Source organism: Nonomuraea sp. NEAU-A123 (genome assembly GCF_018603905.1).
Classification (GTDB): Bacteria; Actinomycetota; Actinomycetes; order Streptosporangiales; family Streptosporangiaceae; genus Nonomuraea.
Window position 1 is genome coordinate 205,288 of record NZ_JAHFZZ010000016.1, and the last position, 25,323, is coordinate 230,610.

Here is a 25,323-nt window from a genome sequence, read left to right on the forward strand (position 1 = left end):
TCTATGGCCCGGAAGGTCAGATCCGGGCTCACTTCGTCCTTCCGATCGCGCAGCCGCTGTGCGAACTCGCCAATGGGCCGCTTGTCGGCGATCGGGTTGTACCTGCGTCCCCTTGTGCCGCCCCCTCACGCCCAATTAGCGGCGGCAACGCCGTGTTTGACGGGCTGACCTTTACTGGCGACGCCGTATTTGGCGAGGCGACGTTCAGGGGCCGCGCCCAGTTCGGCGGGGCGGCCTTCACCGGAGACGTCTGGTTCCGCGGGGCGACTTTCATCGGCGACGCCTGGTTTGAGGGGGCGACGGGGCTGGAGGGCGCGGATGTGGGCGCTGTGCGGGTGGCCGCGGGGGTGCAGCGGCACTGGCCGCCCATCTGGCGGGAGGTGCCGGGCGAGGGCGGGTGGCGGAGGCTGCTGCGACTGGCCGCGGAGTTGGCGGCCGAGGAGGGGCACGATGCGAGTCGACGGAGTCGGGCAGGGTGACATAAGGCTCCTTACCGGGCAGCACGACCTGGGAAAACCCCCACTTTGATCGTTATCGCGCGGGACTTATCCCCTCATGTTCGAGCCGTAACCTGCGGCCGCAGGATCAGCTGTTCGCGATAGCTTCCTGCGCTTCCGCCAGCCGATTGACCGCTGAAGCCAGCGCCAGGATGGCCAAGACCTTAGCGTCCTCGGTCTTGTCGTCAGCCAGAGCGTTCAGCGCGGCGTTCTCGTGAGCACCAGGTCCGATCATGTTGTCGTCGCTCATCATCATCTCTCTCTGCGGGGATCGAGTTCAGGAGAACACGACCGCGGAGAACGAGTTGCCGAATTGGGGGTTCGTCCGGCGTGATCCAGCCGTGTTGGTGATGTCCGCGAGGTGGATTGTCCGGACATTGTCCCGGGTTGCGAACAGACAACGGTCCTCCGCCGGACAATGGCGGAGGACCGTCAACGTGGTGTCCCACTGCGCTCGTCCGGACCAACGAACTGACGCTTTGGGGGCTTTCACCAGGCACTTTGGTCTCGTATCGAGGGCCCGCGCTCTGGTGTGAGATCTGGGCCCTCCACTCAGGTTGGCGCGACGAGCCCTAAAGTAGAGGCGTTATCGCAGGGCGCAAGCGCTCTGATCACGGCTTGGGGCATTTGCCTCGGCAACAGCGGTACGGCGGGGTGGAATGGGTCATGGGCCTTCTCCCTCGCTCCCCGAAGCCGTCAGTCCGCCGGCGCGGCCGCCGGCGCCGACGTCGCGCCCAAGACCATCACCGCCTGGCTGGCCAGGGCGCAGGCCAAGCGCCTGCCTTTCCCGGCGCCGCATCGCATCCTGTACCGCCTGTACTGGCCGCTGTCGGCCGTAGAGGCCTGGCGCCGGGACTACAGCGGCCAGCAGCGCCAGGACGAGCCGGGTGCCTCGCCGAGCTCGGCGCGCGAGCAGCTGCTCCCGGCCGACACGCTTGAGCTCGGGCCCGAGCCCGGCGCGCCTGGCATCGGCCAGGCCGTCGCCGCCTCCACCGAGCGGGCGTCGGACGTCGAGCCCGCCTGCCACGCTCCAGCCGCCGCCCGCCCCGGTCGGCCAGCCGGTGCCCTGGACCAACGAGGCCGACCCGGTCAAGCGCCGCACCTGGTACACCGATGACGAGCTCAACGCCGTCCAGGTCGTCAAGACCGACCGAGGCGACGGCAGCTACTCGTCGCCGGCGACCTGCTCGGCACGGTCGAGCCGCACCGCACCGCACGCGGCGGCCGCTCCGGCTGGGAGGCCCGCCACCGCGGCGGCTCGGCGGCCTGGCACCTGAGCACCGGCGTGAAAGGCGCCGGCACCCGGCCCGCCACCCGTGACGCGGCGGTCATCGACTTGATCGCCGCCGTCCAGCACGCCTGGAAGCACTACCGCGAGCGGAAGAAGCGCGACGCCACCCTTCGCCATCTCGAAGAAGACGACCGCCCGTAGCATCCACCGCGCGTCCCGGCCTGTCGTTAACGAGGCTGTCACGAAGTGCATTCGAGGGTCGTTAGCCCTGGTCCGCACGCCTTTGGTGTGGCTGTTTCCGGATCTTTCGCGGTTTCCGATGCTGTGTCACACCTGCGAGCGACGAAACCCCCTGCCTCACCGTGACACCCCCTTCGACCGCGACGAACGGCCATGTTGACATCTCGACTCGGAGAAAAGCTATAATCAGAGTTGTAGGTTTCCTCTTAGAGGGCAGGCCTCCTGAGTGACCAAGAGGCCCCCGGAGATCTTCGGAGGTGGAACACGATGCTGCTCACGTCGATCGACCCGTTCGTCCAGGAGTTCGAGCGTCAATTCGACCGCCTGGCCCGCCAGGCCGCCGCCCAGGGCAGCGGAGCGGTCATGCCGATGGACGGGATCCGCCGCGCCGACGAGGTGGTCCTGCGCTTCGATCTGCCCGGCATCGACCCTGACTCCATCGAGGTCGCGGTCGACCGCGGCGTCCTGTCGGTGACCGCACAACGCGAGGAAGAGTTCGGCGAGGACGAGCGCGTCTTCGTCCGCGAGCGGGTGATGGGCTCCTTCACCCGGCGCGTCTACCTGTCAGAGCACCTCGACGCCGACGCCATCGAAGCCGCCTACAACAACGGCGTACTGGCCGTCCGCATCCCGGTGCTCGAGCGCGCCAAGCCGCGCAAGGTCGCCATCCAGCAGACCGGCGACACCTACAAAGCGATCAAGAGTTGACATCCTCGGGACGAGGCGGGCGCGGCCCCGTCGCGGTGAACGGCACCGCGACGGGGCCGCCCGTCATTGCCGCACCCCACCGGCGCCAGGAGACACGACCATGAACCTGCCCTTCGACGACGAGCACGCGGCGCTGTTCACGGTGGGACAGGTCGCCTCGATGCTCCAAGTGCAGCAGGCGTTCCTGCGCCGCATCGACGACCACCAGGTGATCTCGCCCCAGCGCTCGGCAGGCAGGCAACGCCGATACAGCCGCCACGAGATCGGCCGCATCCAGCAGGTCGTGATCATGATGGACCAGGGAATGACACTCCCGGCCATTCGCCTCATCCTCGACCTGCAGCACCAGCTCATCGAGGTCACGCGAGAGCGCGACGAACTGGCCCGCGAGCTGGCCGATCGGGAGGCCAAGCGCGACCGCCCAGCGCACCCCTGACCCCGCATCGGCCGGCAGGCGAGTGACGCCCCGGCACAGGCCCGGGACGCATATGGCGCGCCCGAGCCCGTCAAACCTCGCCATGCTGCCGAAACAGCGCTGACCAGCTAACGCAGCTCGAATGCACTTCGTGACAGCTTCGTTGACGACAGGCCCCAGCGGGTCAGCAGGTGGCAGTACCTGACCGGGATCACCGACGCCGAACGCGAGCAGATGCGCGCCGAACGCCTGGCCCGCAGCCTGCTCGACCGTGACATGCACGACCACATGCGCATCGACCCCGGTAAGCGACAGCAATCGCGCCGGCGTCGCCTGCAGGGCGGCCACGCGCACCTCACCACCGCGGTGAAGACAGCTTTGATGGCAGGCCAGCAGACTGCCCAACCCGCGGCTGTCCATGAACCTCAACTCCGCCAGATCGAACACCACCTGATCGGCGGGCCCCTGGCGAACCTGCTCGAGGAAGTTCTCCAGCTCACTGTGGTTGGTCGTGTCCAGCTCACCACCCACAGCGATCACCGTCACCCCGGGCAGGTGCTGATGGGTCAGCGTCAGCGGCATCATCATCATCACCACCTCCGCAGCCCGCATACCCCCAAACAACGCAGCACGACCAGGGGTGGGACCATCCGGCTGAAATTGAACGCCAAGCCTCCCCCGCCAGACCGTGTGCTGTGCGTGGTGGCCAATGCCGTCGGCCGGGGAGGGCCGGCATCGGCGTCCCGGCGTTCAAAGCGTCGTTGGGCCTGGTCGGCGCTTTGCGGGACCAGGCCGCTGAGTCGAGGAGGTCGCCGGCGCTAGTGGTCGGCCGGGCGGTGGTGGGAGTTGTTGATGCGCAGCGCCTCGGCGAGCTGGTCTTCCAAGATGATGATCCGGCAGGCGGCTTCCAGGGCGGTGCCCTGGTCGACCAGCTCGCGGGCCCTGGCAGCCAGGCGGAGTTGGTAGCGGGAGTAGCGGCGGTGGCCGCCGTTGGAGCGTTGCGGCTCGATCAGTTTGGCGGCGCCCAGGCTGCGCAGGAAAGCCGCGCTAACGCCCAGGATCTCCGCGGCCCGGCCCATGCTGTAGGCGGGGTAGTCCTCATCGTCGAGTTTGGCCTCAGCGCTGGCATCCACCGCCGCATCGGAGGGTGGCTGGATGCGGGACTCGGCTTTGTCGCCGTAAGCGGCGCTTGATGCGAGCGTGGAAGTAGCGGCCGTGGCCCGGGGCTTGGGCTTGCTATCGGGCCCGGTGGCCAACGCTGTCGATGTTTGATCCATGTAACCTCCCGAACGCGGACGAGGGCCCCGGCGCCATGATGCGCCGGGGCCCGCAACTAGGTTGTTCAACACCATCTACCGGCCAAGAGGCCGAATTGCCGTTTCCGCAACAGCCGCCCGCTGAGGGCGGGGATGCGGGGATCGCGTAAGCGTGACCGTAGACCACCTTCCCGTCTGTGGAGCTGCGGTACCCGTGCGGCGAAAACACACCGGCGACGGGCGATCCTGATGGCGTTCAACACTCCCTTCGCTATCTGTGAACCTTCTACAACCCATGTCATGGAACGACCCGTATGGCCGCCCCGACAGCGCGTCCACGCGTCGGGCCCCTAACAACTGCTCGGCCCTGCACGTCCGACCTTCTGCCGATCACTTCCCACTGCAACTGCGGTACTGCTGCGACCCGTATGGCCGCTTTGGCAGCGCGTCCACGCGTCGGGCCCTTAACAACTGCTCGGCCCTGCACGTCCGACCTTCTGCCGATCACTCCTGCTATCCACGCTCGTCCGGGCGGCTCGTCGTGACGCCGGGTATCTCGTGCGCCGCCCTCGTGGATCCGTTCCTTGCGATGTGAGAAACACTAGCCACAACAGCCACGAATGTCTACCTCAGCCACAACAGATTTTCGATCCCCGACGCAGGCAACTCTGGCTGGATGGATCCGCGGCCCGACCGATCCCGCGCGGGTCGCTGAGCAACCGTCCCGAAAATGGCAGGTGTATGAGGACCTCGACGGCGGCGGCGCGCTCAGAGCCCGCCTGAGCGTCGTCGACAGGGCCACCATGGCGCTGGTCCGCGAAGTCGTCATGACCGTCCCGGACGACGGCTGGAGTAACTTCGAAGGCGGTGATGCCGTCTTGGCCTGACGCACCCCGGGCCGCAAACGCAGAAGGCTGCCTCTTGCCGGGGACGGCCATCGCGTAAGGGCCCATCTGAGGGGACCTCGATCGTCACGCTGCTGCCAGTGTCTCTGCACGCCTCAGCAGCGCCACAACCTGAGGAGATCTTAGCAACATGGCTGAAGGCCAGCATGGTTCCTGCCGTCATGCCCACACCTGGCTGAATGTGAACCTGAGCCCCCTTCACCTCAGGCAGCCACTACAAGCGGCGCATGGGAAGTGAAGATCGCTATCTACCGCTGAAGTGCTGGACGAAGTCCAATCAGCTGAACGCCGGGGAGCGCGAGGGGCTGGCAAGCCCCTCGCCAGGGGGCGAAGCCCCCGATAAGAGCGCCCGAGCGAAGCGAGGACCATGCCTTTGTGGGGGCATGGGGGGCGCAGCCTCCCATTAGACGCAGCCCGACCCCATAGCGCGAAGCGCCCTGTTGGAGGCCCTTGCTTGTCAGGGGTGGTAGCCGGCCTGCTGGAGGACGGCTGTGAGGTATGTCTTGACGTCGGCGGCGCTTGTTGAGTCGGGGTAGGCGCCGAGGTGGTGCAGTATTGCGCCGGCTAGCACCTGCTGGAGGATGTTCAGGTCCCTGTCTGGCGGCAGTTGGCCGTTGTCGCGGGCTCGGGTCAGGGTGGCGAGTTCGGCCGAGGCGCGGCGGGCGCTGTGGGAGCTGCGGTACGTCTGGAGCAGCTCGGGGTAGTCGTCCACGGCGCCGTACAGTCTGCGGAGCATGGAGCGGTTTCGGGGCATGCTCAGATACGTCGCCCAGTCGGTGAGCATTCGGTCGATGTCCGGCCAGTCGAGGACCTCGGACTCGGGGGCCTGGTGGACCGACTCGATGGCCTGGATCAGTAGGGCGGTCTTGTCGGGGAACCGCCGGTAGACGGTGGCTCGGGTCACGCCGGCTCGCTGGGCGACCTGCTCGATGCTGGTCAGGACGGCGCCACGTTCGATCAGCAGGTCTAGCGCGGCGGCGAGGATGGCCGCGTCCACCTCCTGGCTGCGCGGGCGGCCGGCCGGGCGCTGGGACGGTCCGGGGTGTGCGGGGTGTGCGGGGTGTGCGGTGCCAGTCATGTCGACCGCTCGGGGAGAGCCATGGTTATCCCCTCCGTGCTGACGGCATCGTGGACTGCACCGCCGACACCGCCCGCGACACCGTGCGCGATGCCGCCGACTGCACCGCCCATGGCACCACTGCCAGCGTCACTGCCGACGCCGAGAACGCCGATGACGCCATCGACGTCGATGGCGCTAACGAAGGTGCGAAACACGTCCGCATTGTAGTCATGCGGAGCCGGACCGGCCTGGGTGGCGGGCCTGGGTGGCGGGCCTGGGTGGCGGGCCCGGGTGGCGGGCCTGGGTGGCGGGCCTGGGTGGCGGGCCTGGGTGGCGGGCCTGGGTGGCGGGCCCGGGTGGCGGGCCCGGGTGGCGGGCCCGGGTGGTGAAGAGGGATGGGTCTTCCGTAAATTCCATTGCAATACAGTACTGTACTGTATTTGAAGTAGCTTGAAGCTCTCCACACGAGAGGCAGATGGGATCCAGCGATGAGCGCCTACGTACTCGGCTTCCACGAGATCGACAAAACCCAACTCCCCCTGGTCGGCGGAAAGGGCGCCAACCTCGGCGAGCTGTCCGCCATCGACGGCGTTCGCGTGCCGGACGGCTTCTGCGTCACCACCGCGGCCTACCGGGCAGTCGTGGAGGGAGACCCCACGGTCAGCGCGCTCATCGACGGGCTCGCCGGTCTGCGGGCCGATGACCGCCCGGCCATCGCCGCCGCCGGCACCCGCCTTCGTACGGCGATCGAGGCGCTGGCCGTACCAGCGGAAATCGAGCGCGACATCGTCTCCCACCTGGCAGAGCTCGGCGACGTCCCCTGTGCCGTACGGTCGAGCGCCACCGCCGAGGACCTGCCGTCGAGCTCCTTCGCCGGGCAGCAGGACACCTACCTGAACGTCCGGGGGCCCGAGTCGGTCGTTCACAACGTCAGGCGGTGCTGGGCTTCGCTGTTCACCGACCGCGCTGTGGCGTACCGCATCAGGAGCGGCTTCGACCACCGTGCGGTCCAGGTGTCGGTGGTCGTGCAGCGGATGGTCTTCCCCGAGGCGGCGGGCATCATGTTCACCGCCGACCCGGTCACCTCCAACCGCAGGGTGGTCTCGATCGACGCGGGCTATGGCCTGGGTGAGGCGCTGGTGTCCGGGCTGGTGAACGCCGACACCTACCGGGTCAGGGCGGGGCGGATCATCGACAAGGTGGTCTCCACGCAGACGATGGAGCTGCGCGCCTCGGCAGGCGGCGGCACGGAGGAACGGCGGGTGGAGGCCGCGCGGCAGAACGCGCAGACCCTGGCCGACGAGCAGATCCTTCAGTTGGAGACGCTCGGGCGGCGGATCGAGGCACACTTCGGCCGGCCGCAGGACATCGAGTGGGCCATGGATGACGGCGTGTTCCACGTGCTGCAGAGCCGTCCCATCACCACGCTGTACCCCGTTCCCGTCCCGGACGACGGCAAGAACCACGTCTACATCTCCTACGGGCACCGGCAGATGATGACCGACGCGTTCACCCCGCTCGGCCTGTCGTTCTTCCTCCTGCTGGACGAGTGGCTCGGCCGGCCGAAGATGGACGTGGCCGGGAACCGGTTCTACAAGGACATGTCCCACGAGCTCGCCTCGACGTGGGCCAGGCCGATCACGCTCAAGAGCCTCGGCCAGGTCGACGTGCTGATGGCCAACGCCCTGCGGACCGTGCTGAGCAGGAAGGACTTCATCCGGTCGCTCGCGCACGGCAAGACCTCGGTGCTGAACTTCGGCAAGGGCGGCCCACTGCCGATGGCCCGCCAGTACCTCAAGCTCTCCCGCGAGGACGATCCCCGCGTCGTCCCGGAGCTCATCGCGCAGAACGAGGCGTCGGTGGCGCGGCTCCGGGAGACGATCGCCGGGAAGTCCGGTGACGAGGTGTTCGCGTTCATCATCGAGGACCACCGCGAGCTGACCGACATCATGTTCGAGCCGCGGAGCGTGGCCGCGGCGTTCCTCGGCATCCAGTCGGTGAACTGGGTCAACAAGCACATGAACGCCTGGCTGGGCGTCAAGAACGCCGCCGACGCCGTCGGTCAATCGGCCGACCACAACGTCGTGGCGGCGATGGGACTCGACCTGCTGCACGTCTCCGACGTGGTCCGGCAGTACCCGGACGTCGTCGACCATCTCGGCGAAGGAGGAGCCGAGCGCGACACGTTCTTCAGCGGGCTGTCCGAACGCGACGGCGGCGATGCCGTCCGTCAGGCCATCGAGGAGTACCTGCACAAGTACGGCATGCACTGTCAGGGGGACATCGACCTCACCAGGACCCGATGGAGCGAGGACCCGACGCTGCTCGTCCCGCTCATCCTCGGCAACATCAAGAACTTCGCGCCCGGCGAGCGCGAACGCCGGATCGAGCAGGGCCGCGCGGAGGCCGAGCGCACGATGAACGACCTCCTGGCCAACCTGCGAAGCAGGAGCAAGCGCAAGGCGAAGAAGGCGGCGCGGCAGATGAGCCTGGTGCGCCACTTCATCGGCTACCGGGAGTACTCCAAGCACGCGTGCCTGCAGCGGTACGGCCTGTACAAGCAGGCGCTCATGGGCGAGGCCAGGAAGCTGGTGGCCCAGGGAGTGATCAAGGACCCGGAGGACGCGTACTTCCTGTCCCTGGAGGAGTTCAGGGAGGTGGTCAACACCGGGCGGCTGGACTACGCCGTGATCACCGAGCGGCGGGAGGCGCACGAGTCGTACCAGAAGCTGACCCCGCCGCGGGTGATCACCTCGGAGGGTGAGGTGATCAACGGCGAGTACGACGCGGGCAGCCGTCCGGAGGGGGCGCTGGCGGGCATCCCGGTGTCGTCGGGTGTCGTGGAGGGCCGTGCGCGGGTCGTCCTGAGCATGGAGGACGCCGAGGTGGAAGAGGGCGACATCCTGGTCACGGTGTTCACCGACCCGAGCTGGTCCGCGCTGTTCGTCTCGGTGAAGGGGGTCGTCATGGAGGTCGGCGGCGTGATGACGCACGGCGCGGTGATCGCGCGGGAGTACGGGCTGCCGGCGGTCGTCGGCGTGGAGGGCGCCACCGAGCGCATCCAGGACGGCCGGCTCATCCGGCTGAACGGAAGCGAGGGCTACGTGGAGCTACTGTCCTGAAAAAGCGAAAGCGAGGGCTACGTGGAGGTGCTGTCCTGAGAAAAACCGTCCTGATCGTCCGTCCGGTCCATCTTCCTGGTGTCACGCGGTTCGACGTACGGCTCCCGTTCGGGGGACTGGCCGGCCTCGATGGCGCGTTCGCGGGCCAGCTCGGCGTCGAACTCCACGCCGAGCAGCACAGCGATGTTGGTGATCCACAGCCACACCAGGAAGACGATGACGCCGGCCAGCGCGGCGTAGGTCTTGCTGTACGACGCGAAGTGGGCCACGTAGAAGCCGAACACGACGGACGCGATGACCCACACCGCGACGGCCAGCAGACTGCCGGGGGTGATCCACCGGAACCCGGGATGCACGACGTTGGGCGCCGCCCAGTACAGCAGGGCCAGCACCAGCGTCACGACGACGACCAGGATCGGCCACTTGGCGATGCCCCACACGGTCAGGGCGGTCTGGCCGATGCCGAGGAACCGGCCCGCCTGGTCGGCGAGCCCGCCGGTGAACACGACGGCGACCGCGCCGACCGCCATCAGGAGCACCAGCACGGTGGTGATGGCCAGGCGCAGCGGCAAGGTCTTCCAGACGGGACGGCCTTCCGGCATCTCGTACACGACGTTCGAGGCCCGTATGAAGGCCCCGACGTAGCCGGAGGCCGACCACAGGGCGATGGCGATACCCATGACGGTGGCGAAGCTCGCGGCGCTCCGGCCGTTCTGCAAGGACTGCAGGACGGTGTCGATGATCTGCCGCGCGGGCCCCGGAGCCATCGCGCCCAGGTTGTCCACCAGCGGCTGGGTCGCCGACTGGCCGAACACCCCGAGCAGTGAGACGACCACCAGCAGCGCCGGGAAGATCGACAGGACCGCGTAGTAGGTGAGCGCCGCCGCCCAGTCCATGAGATTGTCGTCGCCGAACTCCTTGACGGTCCGCTTGAGCACATCCCACCAGGAGCGCTTGGGCAGCTCCGTCGGTCCCTCGGCTACCTCGGCCTGTATCACGGGGCTGCGGCTACCCGCGCCTTCCGCCCCTATGCCTATACGTACGTATAGTAGACTTCCTGATCAAGTAGCTGGCTATACAAATGGCGGTGACAGCGTGACGATCGGACCCGACCCCGAAGACCTCACCGCCCGCGCCCGGATCAGAGACGCGGCCCTGCGGCACTTCGGCGAGCACGGGTTCGAGCGGGCCACGATCCGGGGCATCGCCGAGACCGCCGGCGTCTCCTCCGGGCTGGTACGCCACCACTTCGGCTCCAAAGAGGCGCTGCGCGAGGCCTGCGACGACTACCTGGCCAAGCTGGTCCGCCGGATCAACGACCAGGTCCGGGCCGACACCCTACCGAGTGACGTCAACTATGTGGCCGTCTCCAGGGCCGCCTTGGGGCCGTACCAACGGTATGTGGCGCGGGCCCTGGCCGAGGGCCGGGCTGAGATCGTCTTCGACGAGCTCGTGCGGATGAGCGAGGAGTGGATCGAGGAGATCGACCGGGGGCGGCCCGACCCCTCTCCTGTGCCCCGCAAGGCCCGGGCCGCGGTGGGCACCGCGATGGCGCTGTCGGTCTCGGTCCTTCACCAGCACCTGTCCCGGGCCATGGGCGTCGAGGTGTACAGCCCGGAGGGCGACCGCCTGCTCGCCCAGGCCCTGATCGACATCTACTCGCATCCCATGCTCAGCCTGGAGGACGCCGCGAAGTATCAGGAAGTCCTCGATCAGCAGGGCTGAGGCGACCACCCGGCGGTCCCGGCCACGATACGTATGGCCGCGCGGACCAGCGGCTCCAGCCCCGCCACGTCGATCTTGTCGAGGGTGTCGGCCGAGTCGAACAAGTACATCGGCGCCGACAGGAAGTGCACGAGCGGCACGCCTTCAGGATGGAAGAACGCCCCGTCGGTGGGCGGCATGGGCGAGAACGCGTCGGGCGGGAGCACGAAGGACCGGCGCAGGCCCTCCGTCTCCAGCGTCTCGGCGACCAGCTTCTCCAGTCGCGGCATCTGGCTGGTGAACCACCATCTGACCTCGGGGTCCGCGGTGGGGACGAGCTCACCGTCCACGGCGTCGCAGCGCAGCGCGGCGTGTTCGAGATGCATTTGGAGCACCACGTCGGCCAGCAGCGGGCGGTGGCGTTCGATGAACGCCCTCGTGCCCGCCGCATGCGCCATGTGCCCCGAGGTGAACAGGAACATCAGGTTGTGCGGCCGGGCCGAGACGGGCACCTGAGACCAGTAGCGCGCGGCGGCCAGGACCAGCGCGATGCCGGAGGCGTCCTCGACGGCCGACGCCCACGGCCCGTCGTGGTGGGAGGCGACGATGACCGTGTGCGGCGAGTCGGCGGGCAGCGTGGCGACCACGTTGTACGTGGTCACGGTGTCGGTGACCGACTGGGCGACCAGCTCGCCCGTGCAGGGCAGCCGGTCCAGGAGCCGCCGGCCGTCGGCCCCCGACAGCCACAGACCGGGAATCGGCCGTTCGATCGCGTCATAGGGCACGTAGTAGTCGCGCGTCTCCCACGGCAGCCCGGTCAGCGCCCCGATGAAGCCGGCCGCGCCCGCCTCCAGCGCGGGCTCGACGACCTCCATCATCCGGGGCCCGAACGGGATGGTCTGGACGAGCGTGTCGAAGACGCCCTCCGGGTCGTAGGCCGAGGTCGCCAGCGTGCTGACGTACGACTGCGGCAGCTCGGTGAAGGCCAGCTCGTCCACCGCGATGTCGCCGGGCCCCGCGTCGGCGAGCGGCACGATCCTGGCGCGCAGGCCATCGGTCGGCGCGGTGTGCGGGAGCGGGAACCCGGCCAGCTCCGTGCCGTCGTCGAGCCGCAGCACCCCGGTGCCGGGCTGCCAGCGGGGCACCTCCACCGGCTCCAGCGCGACCTCAAGCCCGAATTCGGTCAGCCGCTCGGCCAGCCACCGCTCGGTCCATATATCGGCCGGATAGCCGGGTCTGCGGATGCCCCGCGACACGACGGTCTCGATCCAGCCGAGCATCTCAGCGGCGGAAGGCACGTGCTTCATGAGCCTGATCCAACCATTGACAGCGGTCCTTTGTGAAGCGACAGTTTCGGTCATCCGTACAACTTGTGGAGGCCGTATGAAGCTTCTCGTGGCCGTCGTCGTGCTCATGTTAGGGGTTGTGGCCATACCGGCCCAGGCCGCGGACACCATCGAGGCGCACTACAAGGTCGCCGGTCCTTGGGCGGTCGCCACCGCCGACGCGCCGGGCTACAAGCTCTATTACCCGGCCGACCTCGGCGCCGGGGGTGTCAAGCATCCGATCATCACCTGGGGCAACGGCACGAACGCCGTGCCCACGCAGTATCCCGGGCTGCTCAACCAACTCGCCTCCTGGGGCTTCGCCGTGGTCGCCTCGACCGACACCACGACCGGCACCGGATCCGAGATGATCGCCGCCGCCCAGTATCTGATCGACCGGAACACCGACAGCTCCAGCGTCTTCTACGGCAAGCTCGACGTGACGAAGGTCGGCGCGGTCGGCCACTCCCAGGGCGCCGGTGGCGCGGTGAACACCGCCACCAAGTCCGGCGGCCTCATCGACACCGTCATCCCCATCGCGCTGCCCGCGCCGATCTGGGTGAGTTCGGGAGACAAGTTCTACGTCGACCAGCTCACCTGCCCGGTGCTGTTCGTCAGCGGCGCCAACGACACCCTCATCTCTCCCAACTCGGCCCTCCAGACGTACTACGGCCAGGTCCCCGGCGCCGCGGCGAAGGCGCAGCTCAAGGGTGCCGACCACAACACGATCCAGGGCACCGGCGGCGGCTTCCTCGGTTACGTGACGGCCTGGCTGATGTACCAGCTCCAGGGCGACACCTACGCCAGGGGCGCCTTCGTCGGCACCGCTCCGGAGCTCAACACCAACGCCAACTGGCAGAACCAGGTGGAGAAGAACCTGCCCTAGCGGCGCAGTGCGAAGGCGGCGCGCGGGTTCCCGGTCAGCGCCGCCTTGGCCACCTCACCCAGACCCGCGGCCTCCAGCCGCGGCACGAACCGCTCCAAGAGGTACGGCAAGCCGGGGCCGCCACCCAGACTCGGCCAGTACGACCTGCGCGCCAGGTCCATCCCGAACAGCACCCGATCCCCCAGCCCGTGCCCGGCGAGCTCGGCGACGAGCGAGACGACGTCACTGTCCGGGCCGTACTTGATGCGTCCGGGCCGATCAAAGGCCAGATAAGCCCCTCTCTCCGCCAAGGAGATGAGATATCCGGCGTCGGGATTGTGGTCGATGTGCCCGAGCACGACCCGGTCGGCCGCCACCCCTTCGGCGGACAGCGCGTCGAGCAGTTCGTGCCCCATCGTGCCCTTGTCGCAGTGCGTGACGACCGGCACCCCGCTCCGACGCGCGGCGGCGGCCACCGCGCTGATCAGCCGCGCCACCCCTCGCCCGAACGCGTGGTACCCAGTGGCGATCTTGATAGCCCCCGCGCGGGCCGACGACCGCCGCACCAGCGGCCCCACCAGCCCGTACTCGTCCATGCCCAGCTCGATCTCCGTCACGAGCAGTTCGGTGATCTCGTCGACCGAGTAGTGGTGCAGCCAGTGCGCGTCGCTGTAGTAACCGCTCTTGTGGAACCCGGTCACCGCGATCACGTGCAGCCCGGTCCGCTCCGCCAGCTTCTTCATCAGCGACGGGCTGCGGCCGAAGCCGAGCGGCGTCATCTCGACCACCGCGGACAGGCCGAGCCGCTGCGCATCCGTCACCTCCACGACGGCGGCGTCGAGGGAGTCGAGCCGGTAGTCCGGCTCGTTGCGCACCGGCCAGTCACCGGTCATGAACAGGTGCTCGTGCGCGTAAGTGATGCCGATCTCCTCGACATCTCCCAGCACGGTCCGGACCGTCACAGCAGCGCTCCTCCTTCTCGCAGCCGCGTACGCAGCAGCTCTGTGTCCACCGCCGCGGGCTCCACCCCCGCCTGTACGGCCAGCGCCGCCGCCGTCCCCGCCGCCTGCCCCATCGCCATGCACTGCCCCATGGACCGGGCGGAGGCGTGGGCGTCGTGCGTGGCCGACAGAGAGCGCCCGGCCACGATCAGCCCGCCGACCTCGACGGGGAGCAGGCACCGGTACGGGATGCCGTAGGTGCCGAAATCGTGGACGTACTCCCAGCGGGTGGCGTCCCCCGAGTCGTGGTCCTCGATGGGCGCGCCGCACCGCGCGATCGTGTCGGGAAAATCCCTCCCGGCCAACACATCATCAGAAGTCAGGACATATCGTCCCACCAGGCGTCGTGACTCCCGTACGCCGATCCGTACGGACGTGCTCAGCAGCACGGCCGAGCCGTACCCCGGCACCTTCGCCCGCAGGAAGGCGACATAGTCGCGGACCTGCCGCCGCCCCACCCGCTCGGCCTCGGCCAACTGGACCGGATCGGTCGGATCGAGGCCGGTCACCCGCGTGAGGTTGGTGTGCACGATCCCGTCGTGCACGGTCCTGTGCACGGACCCCTCGCGCCTCGGCAGGTCGGTGTCGGCCATCAGCGCGTGCAGCTCCGCCGTGCTGGTGGCGGACAGATCGACCCCGCCGAGCCGGAAGGTGGCCGTCATCGGCTGGAGCCGCATCCCCGGGCGTTCGAGGGTGGCGCCGGCCCGCCAGGCCACCTCGGCGTCCCCGGTGGCGTCGATCACCACCTGGGCCTTGACCAGGAACCGGCCCGCCACGGTCTCCACCACGACGCCGGTGCCGGGCACGAAGTCGCAGACCCTGGCGTGCAGCAGCGCGTCCGGGACCAGCGCGTCCCAGACCAGCTTGAGCTCCTCGGGCTCGTAGGTCACCCCGGTGCCCGCGCCATAGGTGTTGGGCCGCTCGAAGGCGGCTCCGGCCTCGAAGAGCCGCTCGCACACCTCCCAGCCGACGCCGCCGACGACCCGCCGCGAGACGGGGCCGGGGGCGTAGAAGCCGTAGAAGGTGTCGAGCACCGCGGCGCCCGTACCGCCGAGGAAGCCCGCCGACTCCACCAGCAGGCACGACGCCCCGGAACGCACCGCGGCGACGGCGGCCGCGCACCCGGCGCTGCCTCCGCCCGCGACCACCACGTCGCCTTCCCACAGCACGTTCATCGCAGGTGCCACCCTCCGTCGACGGGAATGACCGCGCCCGTGGTCCGCCCGGACGACGGCGACAGCAGCCAGAGCACGGCCTGCGCGACCTCCTCCGGCTGGCACGGCCCGGCGCCGAGCGGCATCAGGGAGGGCAGCTTGGCCTTGACGGACTCGGAGGTCTGGGCGCGGCGGCTCATCGGGGTGGCCACCAGCCCGGCCGAGATCAGGTTGACGCGTACGCCGTGCGGCGCCGCCTCGCGGGCCGCGGTCCTGATCAGCGGGATCAGCGCGCCCTTGGCGGAGGCGTAGGCCACGGTGCGGAAGTCGTCGTCGAGCGATGAGCCCAGCGCCGAGCCGATCACCACGATCGAGCCGCCCTCCCGCATCGCCGGGATCGCCGCGCGCAGCAGCCGGAACACCGACTCGTGGTTGACCCGGTGCACCTCGTGCCACGCCGTGTCGGTGCACTCGACCACGCCGCCGTCGCCGAGCGAGCGGCCCGACATGCCGACCGCGTGCACGACGCCGGAGATCTGCCCGTGTGCGGCCGTCGCCTGGGCCAGGGCCTTCTCCGCGTGCCCCGGGGCGGTGATGTCTATCCCGCCGGCCAGGTCCACGCCGAAGGCGGCCCCGCCGGTGGCCTCGACCGCCTCCAGGCAGGCGCGGCCGATGCCGCCGTCCGAGCCGGCCACCAGTACGGCGCTCATGGTTTCCTGAGCACGTCGGCGGCGCGGCGGGCGTGCTCGAGGTAGGCGGCCTCGAACAGCTCCTCGGAGCGCGGGGCGCCGACGAGCTTGGCGCTGGAGATGACCGGTGGGATCCAGCCGCCCGCGACGAGCAGCTCGGCCGTACGGACCTTGATCTCGTTGACCACGGAGACCGCGGCCAGCGTGCTGCCCGGACCCACCGGCTCGGCCAGCCCGTCCACGGAGCACAGCGCGTCACCGACCGGGGTGCACAGGTCGATCACCACGTCGGCGTGGTCGGCGAGCCGGGTCCCGCTGGGATGGCCGGGCTCGACGGCCGTGGTCTCCCGCATCGACGTCACGGCCACCACGCGCAGTCCCGCCTTGCGCAGTCCCATCGCCATCTCGATCGGCACGGCGTTCAGCCCGCTGACGCTGAACACGATGGCCGCGTCGGTCGGCCGCAGCTCGAAGTTGGCCAGGATGGCGTCGGCGAGCCCTTCGACCCGCTCGATGAACATCGCCTGCCGCATCCCGTTCGACCCGGCCACCTGGGTGTAGAACGTCGTCGACAGATCCACGATGGGATGGAAACCGGGATAGGAGCCATAGCGGGGGAACATCTCCTCCACACCCATCCGCGAATGTCCGGTGCCGAAGGTGTGCACCACGCCCCCGCCGCCGATGGCCGCGGCAGCGATCCGGGCGGCCGCGGCAAGCGACTCCTCCTGTGTTCGCTCGATCTCGCCGAGCAACTCCATCGCGCGCCGTATCCATTTCATTCAGATCTCCTCCCATAGAGCGCGGCGCCGATCGCCCCTGCCATCGGGCCGAGTACGGCAGGTAGCACCGCGATGTCCCCAATAAGCGGACGTCGCCGCTCAAGTTCCGTGTTCAGGGCGGATCGCATGAGATCGAGCGCGCCGGCGACCCCGCCGCCCACGACCACCGTGCCGACGCCGAAGAACGCCGCCGCGTCGCCCAGCGCGATGCCGAGCGCCCAGCCGGCTCTGGAGAGCACGCCCTGTGCCCGCCCGTCACCCGCCCTGGCGGCCTCGGCGACGGCCTCGGGCGGGCCGGAGCCGAAGGCCCGCACGATGCCGGACGCGCCGGTGAACGTCTCCACGCAACCCCGGTTGCCGCAGCAGCACACCGGCCCCCAGGGGGCGACCGTGACGTGCCCGATCTCGCCGAGATTGTCGCGAGGGCCGACGAGGATCCCGCCGCGCAGCGCCACCGCTCCGCCCACCCCGGTCCCGAGCACCGCGAACAGCACGTCGGGCAGCCCGCGAGCCGCCCCCAGGAGCAGCTCCGCGAGCCCGAACGCGCGGGCGTCGTTGACCACGCTCACCGGTGTCCCGGTCAGGGCGCCCAGCCGCGAGCCGACCGGATAGCCGTCCCAGTCCCCGGGCGGGTTCGGCACGAACAGCGCGGTCCCGGTCGCCCTGTCCACGTGGCCGGGCAGCCCGATCCCGATGCTCTCCACGCGCCGGGCGGCCAGCGAGGCCACGAACGTCATCGTCTCGTCAGGGCTCGGCGGCGTCGGGACGGTGCCCATACTGACCACCTCGTCCTCTTCGAGCAGCACCCATTTGATGTACGTTCCGCCGACGTCGATCCCGAGCCGCGTCACAGCCCGATCCTCAGGACCCGCGACTCGAACCCGGCGTCGTCGGGCGCCTTGGCCGGGCGGAACGGCTCGACGCCGAGCAGCCGCAGGTAGGCCAGCAACGGCTGGGAGTGGCTGTGCAGGTTGGCGACGGGGTACGCCTGCATGGCGACGCCGACTTCCGCCAGGTCCCACGTACGGCCCGGCCGCTCGGTCTCGGGTGCCAGGTAGGCGTCGGGGCCGGACAGCGTGCCCTCCCATACGTCCGGATAGGCAGCCGTATGGGCGGCCAGGGACATCCGGCGCCACCACTTCCAGCCCAGCTCGGGGACGTGCTCGGCGGCGGCCCAGATCAGCGTCATGTTGATCGCGTACCAGATCGTGCCGATCCCGCCGGGACCGTAACCGCCCCGGTCGGGCCAGCGCAGCCGGGCGCCCAGCGGCGAGTCGGCGGCGGAGGTCCGCTCGATCGTGTGCAACAGCTCCACAGCCCGCTCGGGTGACGCGGCACCGCTCAGAATTGCCCAAGGCTGCACTTCCAGCCACAGGTCGGACTCTCCGACGACCGCTCCCGGGCCGTACGCGCGGCGGTACCACCGCCCGTTCCACTCGCCCGCCACCAGGTCGCGCAGCTCCTCGCCGAGCTTGCGGGCCTCGGCCGCGGTCGCGTGGTCGCCGAGCCGCTCGGCCAGGATCGCGTAGCGCGGCAGGACCCAGGCGGCCATGGCCGAGTTCAGGACCGATTCGCCGTGCGAGATCATCACGTCGCGGGCCACGCCGCTCTCGGTGATGGCCATGTCGTTCCAGTCAGCGTTCAGTATCCGCAGGTGGCCGTGCTCTCCCCGGCCCACCACGTCGGTGAGGAACCTGAACTGCCGGCGCAGGTTCTCGCCGAGCGGCACCGGCTCGGCCCCGTGGACCGGGTGGTACGGCACGGCGTCGGCGAAGGCCGCCACGTCGCCCGTCGCGCTCAGGTATTCGGCCGCCAGCCACAGGGCCCACAGGTTCTGGTCCGAGGGGCGGAACAGGTCGGTCCATGGCTGCTTGTCCGGTCTGAGCGCATAAGGCAGGTCGCCGTCGGGGCCGCCCCAGGCGCAGGTGTTGCGCAGCACGGACAGCGCCAGGTCCGGCTCGATGTACACCAGCGGCAGCGCGTGCTGGAGCGGGTCGCGCGCGGCGCCGTTGAAGCCGTGCCGGAAGGAGTAGCACGAGCCCTGGTCGAGGGTGTGCCCGCCGAGCACGCCGTCGGCACAGGCCGCGCCGGTCAGCAGCGCCGCGTGCCACGGGACCTCCCGCTCGGCCTCGGGCGCCCGCGCCGCGACCGCCTTCGGCAGCCGGTCGCGCAGCGCGGCGATGCTGCCGTCGAACGCCCCCGCCGCCTCGCCCGCCCGGCCGCTCGCCTCGCCGTCCGTCCAGTAGCCGGACGCCGGGACTCCGCCGTGCGTCCCGCCGCTGGACGACGGGGCTGCGGTCCCGCCGTCCAGCAGGCCATATCTCAGCTCCAGAAACCGCTCTTCGCCCGCCGCCAGATCCAGGGGTACGGTCAAGCGGCCGGACCCGGTCCTGGTCCCGCCGATGAGTTCGAGCTCCAGCCCGGGATCCTCGGTCGGCCGCGCACCGGTGATGAGCTCGACCCGGGCGGCTCCGGGCGTCCACTCCTCGGTCAGCTCCAGCCGTACCGGCTCGTCGAGCAGGTTGCGCACGCGCAGCCGGATCAGCACCCACGGCCACTCGCCCTCGGGGCACAGCACCGTACGCTCCAGCGTCATCCGGTCATCGGCGACCCGGACGATCGCGAACGTCGGCCCGAAAATCCGCTCTGATCCCGAAATATCGGTGGAAAGGGTCCCGGCGCGGGTGACGCCCGTGCCCCGGGTGAGCCACAGCAGCCCGGTGTGCTCGTCGAAGAGGTCGCTGAGCCCGTAGTTGTCCGTGACCAGCGTGATACGCCGGTTCCCGACATGGAGGAAATGCCGGCGGGTGAGCGGATCCAGGACCGGATCCCATTCGGCGCGTGGGTCGCGCTCCTGGTCCATCGTGTACGAGAAGGCAGGCAGCCCGTACGCCGTGGTCCATTCCCCGAACGCGCTCATTTCCGTACCCCTCCCAGGGTCAGCCCCGCGACGTAGTAGCGCTGCAGCAGGAACATCAGCACCAGCGGCGGCACCGCCGTGATCAGGGCCGCGGTGCTGACCAGGCCGATGCTGAAGTCGTACTCCGTCTGGATCTGCGCGAGCCCCACGGGCAGCGGCCAGAGGCCGGGATCGTTGGCCACGATGAGCGGCCACAGCAGGTTGTCCCACTGCGCGAGGAACTGCAGCAGGAAGAGCGTGAGCAGCGCGGGCCGCAACAGCGGCGCGGCTATGCGGACGAAGATCCGGAACTCGCTCGCGCCGTCCACCCGCGCCGACAGCAGCAGCTCATGCGGGATGGCCAGAGCGAACTGACGGACCAGGAACACCCCGAACGCGCTCATCATGAACGGCACGATCATGCCCTGGTAGGAGTTGATCCAGCCCAGCTCCTTGACGATGAGGTACATCGGCACCAGCACCACGATCGGCGACAGCGAGAGCGTCCCCACGATGAGCGCGAACAGCACCCCGCTGCCGGGGAATCGGAGCTGCGCGAGCGCGTACCCGGCGGCCGAGGAGAAGATCACTTCGAGGACGCCGATGCCGAGCGCGAGGATCAGGCTGTTGCGCAGATAGACGGGGAAGTCACCCTGGTTGAACAGCTGGGAGACGTGCTCGCCCAGTTGGGACACGTCGAAGGCGAACCCGCCAAGATCGGTCGCGTCCGACGCGGACGAGACCGCGAACATCGCGTACACCGGCAGCAGCAGGACGGCCACGACCAGCGTCAGCAGCGTGCCACGGACCACCTTCACCCTTCCTCGCCTCCCCTGAGCACCCTGAACTGCACCAGCGAGAGCAGCAGCATGGCCACCAGCAGGACCATCGCGATCGCCGAGGCGTAGCCCATGCGCTCGAACCCGAAGCCGGTCGCCCACAGGTAGAGCGGCAGCACCTCGGTGGCGCCCGCCGGTCCGCCCTTGGTCAGCAGGAAGGCGGGCACGAACGACTGCATCGCCCCGACCACCGCGATGACCAGCACGAACAGCAGCGTGCGGCGCAGCAGCGGAAGCGTGATGCGGTAGAAGATCCGCACCGGACCGGCGCCGTCGAGCTCGGCCGCCTCGAACACGCTCAGCGGCAGCCCCTGCAACCCCGCGGTCAGGATGATCACGAACAGTCCGAGGTGCTTCCACGTGGTCATGATCACCAGAGCCCAGAGCGCGAGCCCCTCGTCGGTCAGCCACGGCTTCGGCGCGGCCCCGACCAGCCCGATCAGCGCGTTCGCCAGGCCCTTCTCGGCGAAGATCACCGACCACACCATCGAGGTGGCCACCAGCGGCATCGCCGCCGGGATCATGACCAGGCCGCGGAGGAAGGCGTTGTACCTGCCCGGCTTGCTCAGCGGCACCGCGATCGCCAGGCCGAGCACGATCGACGGGACCACCGACCCGACCGTGTAGGCGGCGGTGACGCGGGCCGAGTTCCAGAAGCCGGGGTCGCCGAGCATCCTGCGGTAGTTGTCCAGGCCGGTCCATTCGGGCGTCCCGGCCAGGTCGTAGCTGGTGAAGCTGAGATACACGGCCACGACGAACGGCACGAGCCAGAAGACCAGGAAGTAGACCGCCGCCGGCAGGGCCAGCAGCCCGCCGGTTCGGGCCTCCGCCCATCGCTGGCCCTTGCCCGAGACCCGGGCGACGGGCGGCACCAGCCGTAAGGACACCGTCACAGCGTGATCCGCATCGCCTGGTCGAAGTCCGCGGCCGCCTGCTCGGGCGTCTTCTTGCCGAAGGCGACCGCGTCGGCGGCGTCGGTCAGCGACTTGGCCATCTCGTTCCACACCGGCGTCTGCGGGCCGAAGTCGGCGTGCGGGGCGGCGGCCGCCATGATGTCCAGCGCCTTCTGGTCGGCGCCCGTCAGCTTCTCCCAGCCCTTGACCGGCGTGAGCAGGCTGGCGTCCTTGAGCTGCTTGGCCGCGACGTCCTCGCGCTGGAGGTAGTCGACGAAGTGCCAGGCGGTGTACGGCAGCTTCGACTGCTTGGCCACCGCCCAGCCCCAGGTGTAGGCGGGGGCGACGGGCTGCCCCCCGTCCCAGCGCGGCAGCGGGGCGATGTCGAAGGCCTTGCCGAACGTCAGCTTGGGGTTCAGCGTGGGGAACAGGTCCATCGCGAACAGCCCGGAGACCAGCATGGCCGCCTCCCCGGTGGCGAACAGCCCGAAGCCGGACAGCGGGTTCGACAGCTTCGCGTTGCCCAGGCTCCCGTAGTAACGCAGCGCCTCGACACCCGCGTCAGTGGCCAGCGTCGCCTTGGCCGCGTCGGCACTGAGTATCCCGCCGCCCTTCCCCTTGACCAGGGCGAGCAACTGCATCAGCGTCCACTGCGGGTTGCCCAGGATCCACTGCAGGCCCACCTTCTTGCCGTCGGCCGAGGTCAGCCTCTTGCTGTACTCGGCGACCTCTTCCCAGGTCGTGGGCGGCTTGTCCGGGTCGAGCCCGGCTTCTATGAACCTGTCCCGGCGGTAGTAGAGGTAGCAGATCGTGTAGTCGATGGGGACGCCGTAGACCTTGCCCTCGTACGACAGCGAGCCGATCGCGTGCGGGTCGTAGTCCTGGATCAGCGCCTTCTCGTCGGCCACCCCCATGGCCTTGGGGATGATCGGGGCGAGCCGGCCCTTGCGCGCGTGGCCGGGGATGGTCCAGCCGCCGATCTTGAACAGGTCGGGCGGCACGTCACCGGCGAAGGCGGTCAGCAGCTTGGCGTCGAGCTGGGCCACGGGCACGTAGAGCGGGGTGATGTCGACACCGCCGAACTCCTGCATGTATTTGCGCAACAGCGGGGTGAAGACCGCGTCGTACGACTTGGTCTGGTGCAGCCAGACGGAGATCTTTCCCCGCGGCACCCCGTCGGCGGGCACGGTGGCCACCGGATCCGCGCCGCAGGCGGCGAGCACGCCGGACGCCGTGGCCAGCGCGGCGGTTCTGAGCAGGTTGCGCCGGGTCAACATGGTCATGCTCAACCTCCGGAAGGCAGGGCTCCGCCACCGACCGCTAGGTGGCGAGGTGTTGGGGGGTGGTGATGGGCTGGTTACTGGCCCATCAGGGCGTTCTTGGCGTCGTTGAGCTCCACGGAGAACACGGCGAAGTCGCCGCGCGCGTGGCGGATGGTGTATTCGAGCGCGACGCCGCTCTCGGTGCACGTGTTGCGGGCGGTCGCCAGCAGGGCGGCGGCGAGGGGAACCTGCAGCAGCTCGGCGAGCCGGTAGTCGGCGTTGACCGCCCCGATGGTCTCCCTGCCGCTCGCGGGAGTCAGTCCGTACTTCATGCGCAGCAGGTCGTACAGCGAGCCGGTCAGGTCCTCGTCGAGGATGCCGGGCAGCAGCTCGGCGGGCAGGTGGGCGCTCTCCAGCATGCAGGGCGCGCCTTCGATCAGCCGCAGCCGCTCGACGAAGACGACCTGCTGCGCCTCCCGCAGGCCGAGCGCCACGGCGACGTCGGCGCCCGCCGGCTGCAGATGGGCCTTGAGCACCCGCGTCGTCGGCTTGCGGCCGAGCCGCGCCATCGTCTCGGTGAAGCCGACCGGGCGCGCCCCCAGCTCGGGGGCCACGGCCAGCGGCGCCGTGTAGGTGCCGCTGCCCTGCCTGGCCACCAGCAGGCCCTCCTGCACCAGGTCGCCGATCGCCCGGCGGGCCGTCGCCCGGCTCACGCCCGCGTAGACCATGAGGTCCTTCTCGGCGGGGATCAGCGTGTCGGGCTCGCAGTCGCGTATGACCGCCCGCAGGCGCTCGCGTAGCTGGTAGTAGAGCGGCACAGCGGCTGACGGGTCGAGACCCAGCCGACGTTCCCAGTCGGTCATACGCTCACGTCCTAAGTTGTACGGACGACCGTATCTTTTCTGTTCGACCTGGATGGTGTCAACCACTCGTTGTGTATCGTGCTGAGATCGAGGGCCAGGTGGAGGATCTGTGTGGGGTGTCGCGAGTGCGGTGATCTGCGCGTCCCTCGTGCTGGCGCCGCACGGAGAGCACGCCGCCAGAGCCGCCACCACCGTCGACTTCAACGGCGACGGCTTCGAGGACTACGCGATCTCGGCCCCCGCGGGCACGGTCGGCCACACCCTTAAGGCCGGATATATCGCCATCTTGTATGGCGCGGCCAGTGGGGTCGATCCCGCCCGGCGCCGGATCCTCCACCTCGACAGCGCCAACGTGCCGAACGACCCCGTGGCCGCGGACGCGTTCGGGGCCCGCACGGCCGCCGGCGACTTCAACGCCGACGGCTACACCGATCTGGCCGTCGGCTCGTACAACCCCTTCGATCTGGACCGGCGGTTCGTCACCCTGTTATGGGGCGGCAAGGACGGGCTGGCGCTGGGCACCCCGCTGATCGACCCCCCGCGCGCCGGGGTCCCGCCGGACCTGGTCGACCGGGCCGAGGGCCGGGAACTGGCCGCCGGGGACTTCGACGGCGACGGCAGTGACGACCTGGCCGCCACCGGCGAGAGGGGGACGGTGAACATCTTTCACGGCCCGTTCCAGCGTGACGGCCGCCCCGCCCGCAAGGTCACCCTGGGCGGGTCCTACGAGCAGCCGACCAGGCTGGTCGCGGGCGACCTGACCGGCGACGGCAAAGACGACCTGGTCACCACGCACGCCTGGGAGGAGACGGCCGAGCCGTCCCTGTTCTGGAAGGGCGGCCCGCAGGGCCTCGCCGGGCGGCCGGAGCGGCTGGACGCGGCCACCACCGCCACGGTGGGCGACATCGACGGCGACCACTACGGCGACCTGGTGATGCGCGTCATCCCCGGCGGCTTCGTCGACACGCTCAAGAGCGACAAGGGCACCATCAAGGTCCTGTACGGGTCGGCGGACGGCCCCGGCCGTCGCACTCGTACCCTCACCCAGGACAGCCCCGGCGTGCCGGGGACGGGAGAGCGAGGCGATCAGCTCGGCTTCGATCTGGCCGCCGGGGACGTGAACGGCGACGGGTACGCCGACCTCGCCGCCGGGCTGCCCGGCAAGGCCGGTGGCGGTGCCGTGCTGCTGTTCAGCGGTGGCAGGGACGGCCCGGCCGGGGCGCGGCTGTTCACGCAGGCCAGTCCGGGCGTGCCCGGGACCGCCGAGGACGGGGACCGGTTCGGCGCCTCCGTCAGCCTGCGCGACCTCAACGGCGACGGCAAGGCCGATCTCGGCGTCGGTGCCCCAGGAGAGAGCGGCACGGCCGCCGGCACCGGCGCGGCCTGGGTGCTGCCCGGCTCAACCGGCGGTCTGACCACCGATGGCGCCCGCTCGTTCGACCCGGCCGCTCTCCAGGCGTCCGACACGGGCTCCCACCTGGGAATGTGGTCCGCCAAGTAGGTCCGCGGACGGGATCGTCCGGCGGGTGCGCGGGCCGAAAGGTCGTTATCGGCTGAACCGACTCCCAAAGCTACGCGTACCTACTCACGTCCGGACACGTGCCCCAGGAGGT

Annotated in this window: 26 protein-coding genes and 1 pseudogene; 10 read left to right on the forward strand and 17 right to left on the reverse strand. The window is 69.6% G+C overall.

The window, feature by feature from the left end; all coding sequences use genetic code 11:
- Positions 1-152: 152 nt before the first annotated feature.
- Positions 153-479, forward strand: a complete 327-nt coding sequence (locus KLK06_RS40005; protein WP_214640877.1) for a pentapeptide repeat-containing protein — start codon at positions 153-155, stop codon at positions 477-479.
- A gap of 106 nt (positions 480-585) precedes the next feature.
- On the opposite strand, the gene KLK06_RS40010 is transcribed toward KLK06_RS40005, so the two are convergent.
- The gene (locus KLK06_RS40010; RefSeq protein WP_214640878.1) at positions 586-753 is read right to left on the reverse strand and encodes a hypothetical protein; all 168 of its coding nucleotides are present in this window, start codon (positions 751-753) and stop codon (positions 586-588) included.
- 805 nt (positions 754-1,558) lie between these two features.
- On the opposite strand from KLK06_RS40010, the gene KLK06_RS40015 reads away from it, so the two are divergent.
- From KLK06_RS40015 to KLK06_RS40030, 4 genes are all read left to right on the forward strand, one after another.
- The gene (locus KLK06_RS40015; RefSeq protein WP_214640879.1) at positions 1,559-1,774 is read left to right on the forward strand and encodes a hypothetical protein; all 216 of its coding nucleotides are present in this window, start codon (positions 1,559-1,561) and stop codon (positions 1,772-1,774) included.
- An 8-nt stretch (positions 1,775-1,782) separates the two neighbouring features.
- Complete coding sequence (locus tag KLK06_RS40020) at positions 1,783-1,929, forward strand: hypothetical protein (protein ID WP_214640880.1); 147 nt, start codon at positions 1,783-1,785, stop codon at positions 1,927-1,929.
- A gap of 306 nt (positions 1,930-2,235) precedes the next feature.
- Complete coding sequence (locus KLK06_RS40025) at positions 2,236-2,676, forward strand: Hsp20/alpha crystallin family protein (protein ID WP_214640881.1); 441 nt, start codon at positions 2,236-2,238, stop codon at positions 2,674-2,676.
- A 160-nt stretch (positions 2,677-2,836) separates the two neighbouring features.
- Positions 2,837-3,112 (forward strand): MerR family transcriptional regulator, encoded by a 276-nt coding sequence (locus KLK06_RS40030; RefSeq protein ID WP_250906758.1) that lies wholly within the window; start codon positions 2,837-2,839, stop codon positions 3,110-3,112.
- 249 nt (positions 3,113-3,361) lie between these two features.
- Here the strand turns inward: KLK06_RS40030 and KLK06_RS60495 are convergent.
- Positions 3,362-3,703: pseudogene (locus KLK06_RS60495) on the reverse strand (STAS domain-containing protein); the annotation flags it as partial.
- 206 nt (positions 3,704-3,909) lie between these two features.
- Entirely contained in the window at positions 3,910-4,170 is a 261-nt protein-coding gene (locus tag KLK06_RS40035) for a MerR family transcriptional regulator (RefSeq protein ID WP_214640954.1), read from the reverse strand.
- A 914-nt stretch (positions 4,171-5,084) separates the two neighbouring features.
- Here KLK06_RS40035 and KLK06_RS40040 point away from each other — a divergent pair.
- Positions 5,085-5,234, forward strand: coding sequence for a hypothetical protein (locus KLK06_RS40040; RefSeq protein ID WP_214640882.1), 150 nt, complete (start codon positions 5,085-5,087; stop codon positions 5,232-5,234).
- Between the two features lie 475 nt (positions 5,235-5,709).
- Here KLK06_RS40040 and KLK06_RS40045 read toward each other — a convergent pair whose 3' ends face one another.
- Together KLK06_RS40045 and KLK06_RS40050 are read right to left on the reverse strand one after the other, a co-directional pair.
- A complete protein-coding gene (locus tag KLK06_RS40045; RefSeq protein ID WP_214640883.1) occupies positions 5,710-6,330 on the reverse strand; it encodes a TetR/AcrR family transcriptional regulator in 621 nt (206 codons plus the stop codon).
- Positions 6,327-6,527 carry a hypothetical protein gene (locus tag KLK06_RS40050; protein WP_214640884.1) on the reverse strand — a complete coding sequence of 67 codons (201 nt, stop codon included), beginning with the start codon at positions 6,525-6,527 and terminating at the stop codon, positions 6,327-6,329. The genes KLK06_RS40045 and KLK06_RS40050 overlap by 4 nt, the downstream gene beginning before the upstream one ends.
- Before the next feature lie 273 nt (positions 6,528-6,800).
- Here KLK06_RS40050 and rph point away from each other — a divergent pair, with 273 nt between their 5' ends.
- Positions 6,801-9,434 carry a rifamycin-inactivating phosphotransferase gene (gene rph / locus KLK06_RS40055; RefSeq protein WP_214640885.1) on the forward strand — a complete coding sequence of 878 codons (2,634 nt, stop codon included), beginning with the start codon at positions 6,801-6,803 and terminating at the stop codon, positions 9,432-9,434.
- A 17-nt stretch (positions 9,435-9,451) separates the two neighbouring features.
- Here the strand turns inward: rph and KLK06_RS40060 are convergent, their stop codons facing one another.
- Complete coding sequence (locus KLK06_RS40060; RefSeq protein ID WP_308168669.1) at positions 9,452-10,432, reverse strand: YihY/virulence factor BrkB family protein; 981 nt, start codon at positions 10,430-10,432, stop codon at positions 9,452-9,454.
- A gap of 97 nt (positions 10,433-10,529) precedes the next feature.
- Here KLK06_RS40060 and KLK06_RS61910 point away from each other — a divergent pair, with 97 nt between their 5' ends.
- Positions 10,530-11,159, forward strand: coding sequence for a helix-turn-helix domain-containing protein (locus tag KLK06_RS61910; RefSeq protein ID WP_308168670.1), 630 nt, complete (start codon positions 10,530-10,532; stop codon positions 11,157-11,159).
- On the opposite strand, the gene KLK06_RS40070 is transcribed toward KLK06_RS61910, so the two are convergent.
- Positions 11,147-12,445, reverse strand: a complete 1,299-nt coding sequence (locus KLK06_RS40070; RefSeq protein WP_214640887.1) for a M28 family peptidase — start codon at positions 12,443-12,445, stop codon at positions 11,147-11,149. The genes KLK06_RS61910 and KLK06_RS40070 overlap by 13 nt on opposite strands.
- 76 nt (positions 12,446-12,521) lie before the next feature.
- Between KLK06_RS40070 and KLK06_RS40075 the strand changes: the two genes are divergently transcribed.
- Positions 12,522-13,349, forward strand: a complete 828-nt coding sequence (locus KLK06_RS40075) for a S9 family peptidase (protein WP_214640888.1) — start codon at positions 12,522-12,524, stop codon at positions 13,347-13,349.
- Here the strand turns inward: KLK06_RS40075 and KLK06_RS40080 are convergent.
- From KLK06_RS40080 to KLK06_RS40125, 10 genes are all read right to left on the reverse strand, one after another.
- A complete protein-coding gene (locus KLK06_RS40080; protein ID WP_214640889.1) occupies positions 13,346-14,290 on the reverse strand; it encodes a phosphotriesterase in 945 nt (314 codons plus the stop codon). The two genes, KLK06_RS40075 and KLK06_RS40080, sit on opposite strands and share 4 nt — an antisense overlap.
- Positions 14,287-15,504, reverse strand: a complete 1,218-nt coding sequence (locus KLK06_RS40085; RefSeq protein ID WP_214640890.1) for an FAD-dependent oxidoreductase — start codon at positions 15,502-15,504, stop codon at positions 14,287-14,289. The genes KLK06_RS40080 and KLK06_RS40085 overlap by 4 nt, the downstream gene beginning before the upstream one ends.
- Positions 15,501-16,193 (reverse strand): SDR family NAD(P)-dependent oxidoreductase, encoded by a 693-nt coding sequence (locus KLK06_RS40090; RefSeq protein ID WP_214640891.1) that lies wholly within the window; start codon positions 16,191-16,193, stop codon positions 15,501-15,503. Before KLK06_RS40090 ends, KLK06_RS40085 begins: the two co-directional genes overlap by 4 nt.
- A complete protein-coding gene (locus KLK06_RS40095; RefSeq protein ID WP_214640892.1) occupies positions 16,190-16,954 on the reverse strand; it encodes a sugar isomerase domain-containing protein in 765 nt (254 codons plus the stop codon). The genes KLK06_RS40090 and KLK06_RS40095 overlap by 4 nt, the downstream gene beginning before the upstream one ends.
- On the reverse strand, positions 16,951-17,805 hold the full coding sequence (locus KLK06_RS40100) for an ROK family protein (protein ID WP_214640893.1): 855 nt from the start codon (positions 17,803-17,805) through the stop codon (positions 16,951-16,953). The genes KLK06_RS40095 and KLK06_RS40100 overlap by 4 nt, the downstream gene beginning before the upstream one ends.
- Positions 17,802-19,874, reverse strand: a complete 2,073-nt coding sequence (locus tag KLK06_RS40105) for a GH36-type glycosyl hydrolase domain-containing protein (RefSeq protein WP_214640894.1) — start codon at positions 19,872-19,874, stop codon at positions 17,802-17,804. The genes KLK06_RS40100 and KLK06_RS40105 overlap by 4 nt, the downstream gene beginning before the upstream one ends.
- A complete protein-coding gene (locus tag KLK06_RS40110) occupies positions 19,871-20,671 on the reverse strand; it encodes a carbohydrate ABC transporter permease (protein WP_214640895.1) in 801 nt (266 codons plus the stop codon). The genes KLK06_RS40105 and KLK06_RS40110 overlap by 4 nt, the downstream gene beginning before the upstream one ends.
- Positions 20,668-21,579, reverse strand: a complete 912-nt coding sequence (locus KLK06_RS40115) for a carbohydrate ABC transporter permease (RefSeq protein WP_214640896.1) — start codon at positions 21,577-21,579, stop codon at positions 20,668-20,670. Before KLK06_RS40115 ends, KLK06_RS40110 begins: the two co-directional genes overlap by 4 nt.
- Before the next feature lie 2 nt (positions 21,580-21,581).
- Positions 21,582-22,868: an extracellular solute-binding protein gene (locus tag KLK06_RS40120; RefSeq protein ID WP_214640897.1), complete on the reverse strand. Its 1,287-nt coding sequence runs from the start codon at positions 22,866-22,868 to the stop codon at positions 21,582-21,584.
- Positions 22,869-22,942: 74 nt separating this feature from the next.
- Positions 22,943-23,710, reverse strand: a complete 768-nt coding sequence (locus tag KLK06_RS40125; protein WP_214640898.1) for a GntR family transcriptional regulator — start codon at positions 23,708-23,710, stop codon at positions 22,943-22,945.
- Positions 23,711-23,819: 109 nt separating this feature from the next.
- On the opposite strand from KLK06_RS40125, the gene KLK06_RS40130 reads away from it, so the two are divergent.
- A complete protein-coding gene (locus KLK06_RS40130) occupies positions 23,820-25,211 on the forward strand; it encodes an FG-GAP-like repeat-containing protein (RefSeq protein ID WP_214640899.1) in 1,392 nt (463 codons plus the stop codon).
- The last annotated feature ends 112 nt before the right edge of the window (positions 25,212-25,323 follow it).

What these genes read in the sequence shown, in the direction of transcription:
- KLK06_RS40010 (WP_214640878.1), bottom strand. Translation starts at nt 753, where the DNA reads ATGATGATGAGCGACGACAACATGATCGGACCTGGTGCTCACGAGAAC.
- KLK06_RS40025 (WP_214640881.1), top strand. Translation starts at nt 2,236, where the DNA reads ATGCTGCTCACGTCGATCGACCCGTTCGTCCAGGAGTTCGAGCGTCAA.
- KLK06_RS40030 (WP_250906758.1), top strand. Translation starts at nt 2,837, where the DNA reads ATGCTCCAAGTGCAGCAGGCGTTCCTGCGCCGCATCGACGACCACCAG.
- KLK06_RS40035 (WP_214640954.1), bottom strand. Translation starts at nt 4,170, where the DNA reads ATGGGCCGGGCCGCGGAGATCCTGGGCGTTAGCGCGGCTTTCCTGCGC.
- KLK06_RS40045 (WP_214640883.1), bottom strand. Translation starts at nt 6,330, where the DNA reads ATGACTGGCACCGCACACCCCGCACACCCCGCACACCCCGGACCGTCC.
- rph (WP_214640885.1), top strand. Translation starts at nt 6,801, where the DNA reads ATGAGCGCCTACGTACTCGGCTTCCACGAGATCGACAAAACCCAACTC.
- KLK06_RS40070 (WP_214640887.1), bottom strand. Translation starts at nt 12,445, where the DNA reads ATGAAGCACGTGCCTTCCGCCGCTGAGATGCTCGGCTGGATCGAGACC.
- KLK06_RS40075 (WP_214640888.1), top strand. Translation starts at nt 12,522, where the DNA reads ATGAAGCTTCTCGTGGCCGTCGTCGTGCTCATGTTAGGGGTTGTGGCC.
- KLK06_RS40085 (WP_214640890.1), bottom strand. Translation starts at nt 15,504, where the DNA reads ATGAACGTGCTGTGGGAAGGCGACGTGGTGGTCGCGGGCGGAGGCAGC.
- KLK06_RS40090 (WP_214640891.1), bottom strand. Translation starts at nt 16,193, where the DNA reads ATGAGCGCCGTACTGGTGGCCGGCTCGGACGGCGGCATCGGCCGCGCC.
- KLK06_RS40095 (WP_214640892.1), bottom strand. Translation starts at nt 16,954, where the DNA reads ATGAAATGGATACGGCGCGCGATGGAGTTGCTCGGCGAGATCGAGCGA.
- KLK06_RS40105 (WP_214640894.1), bottom strand. Translation starts at nt 19,874, where the DNA reads ATGAGCGCGTTCGGGGAATGGACCACGGCGTACGGGCTGCCTGCCTTC.
- KLK06_RS40120 (WP_214640897.1), bottom strand. Translation starts at nt 22,868, where the DNA reads ATGACCATGTTGACCCGGCGCAACCTGCTCAGAACCGCCGCGCTGGCC.
- KLK06_RS40125 (WP_214640898.1), bottom strand. Translation starts at nt 23,710, where the DNA reads ATGACCGACTGGGAACGTCGGCTGGGTCTCGACCCGTCAGCCGCTGTG.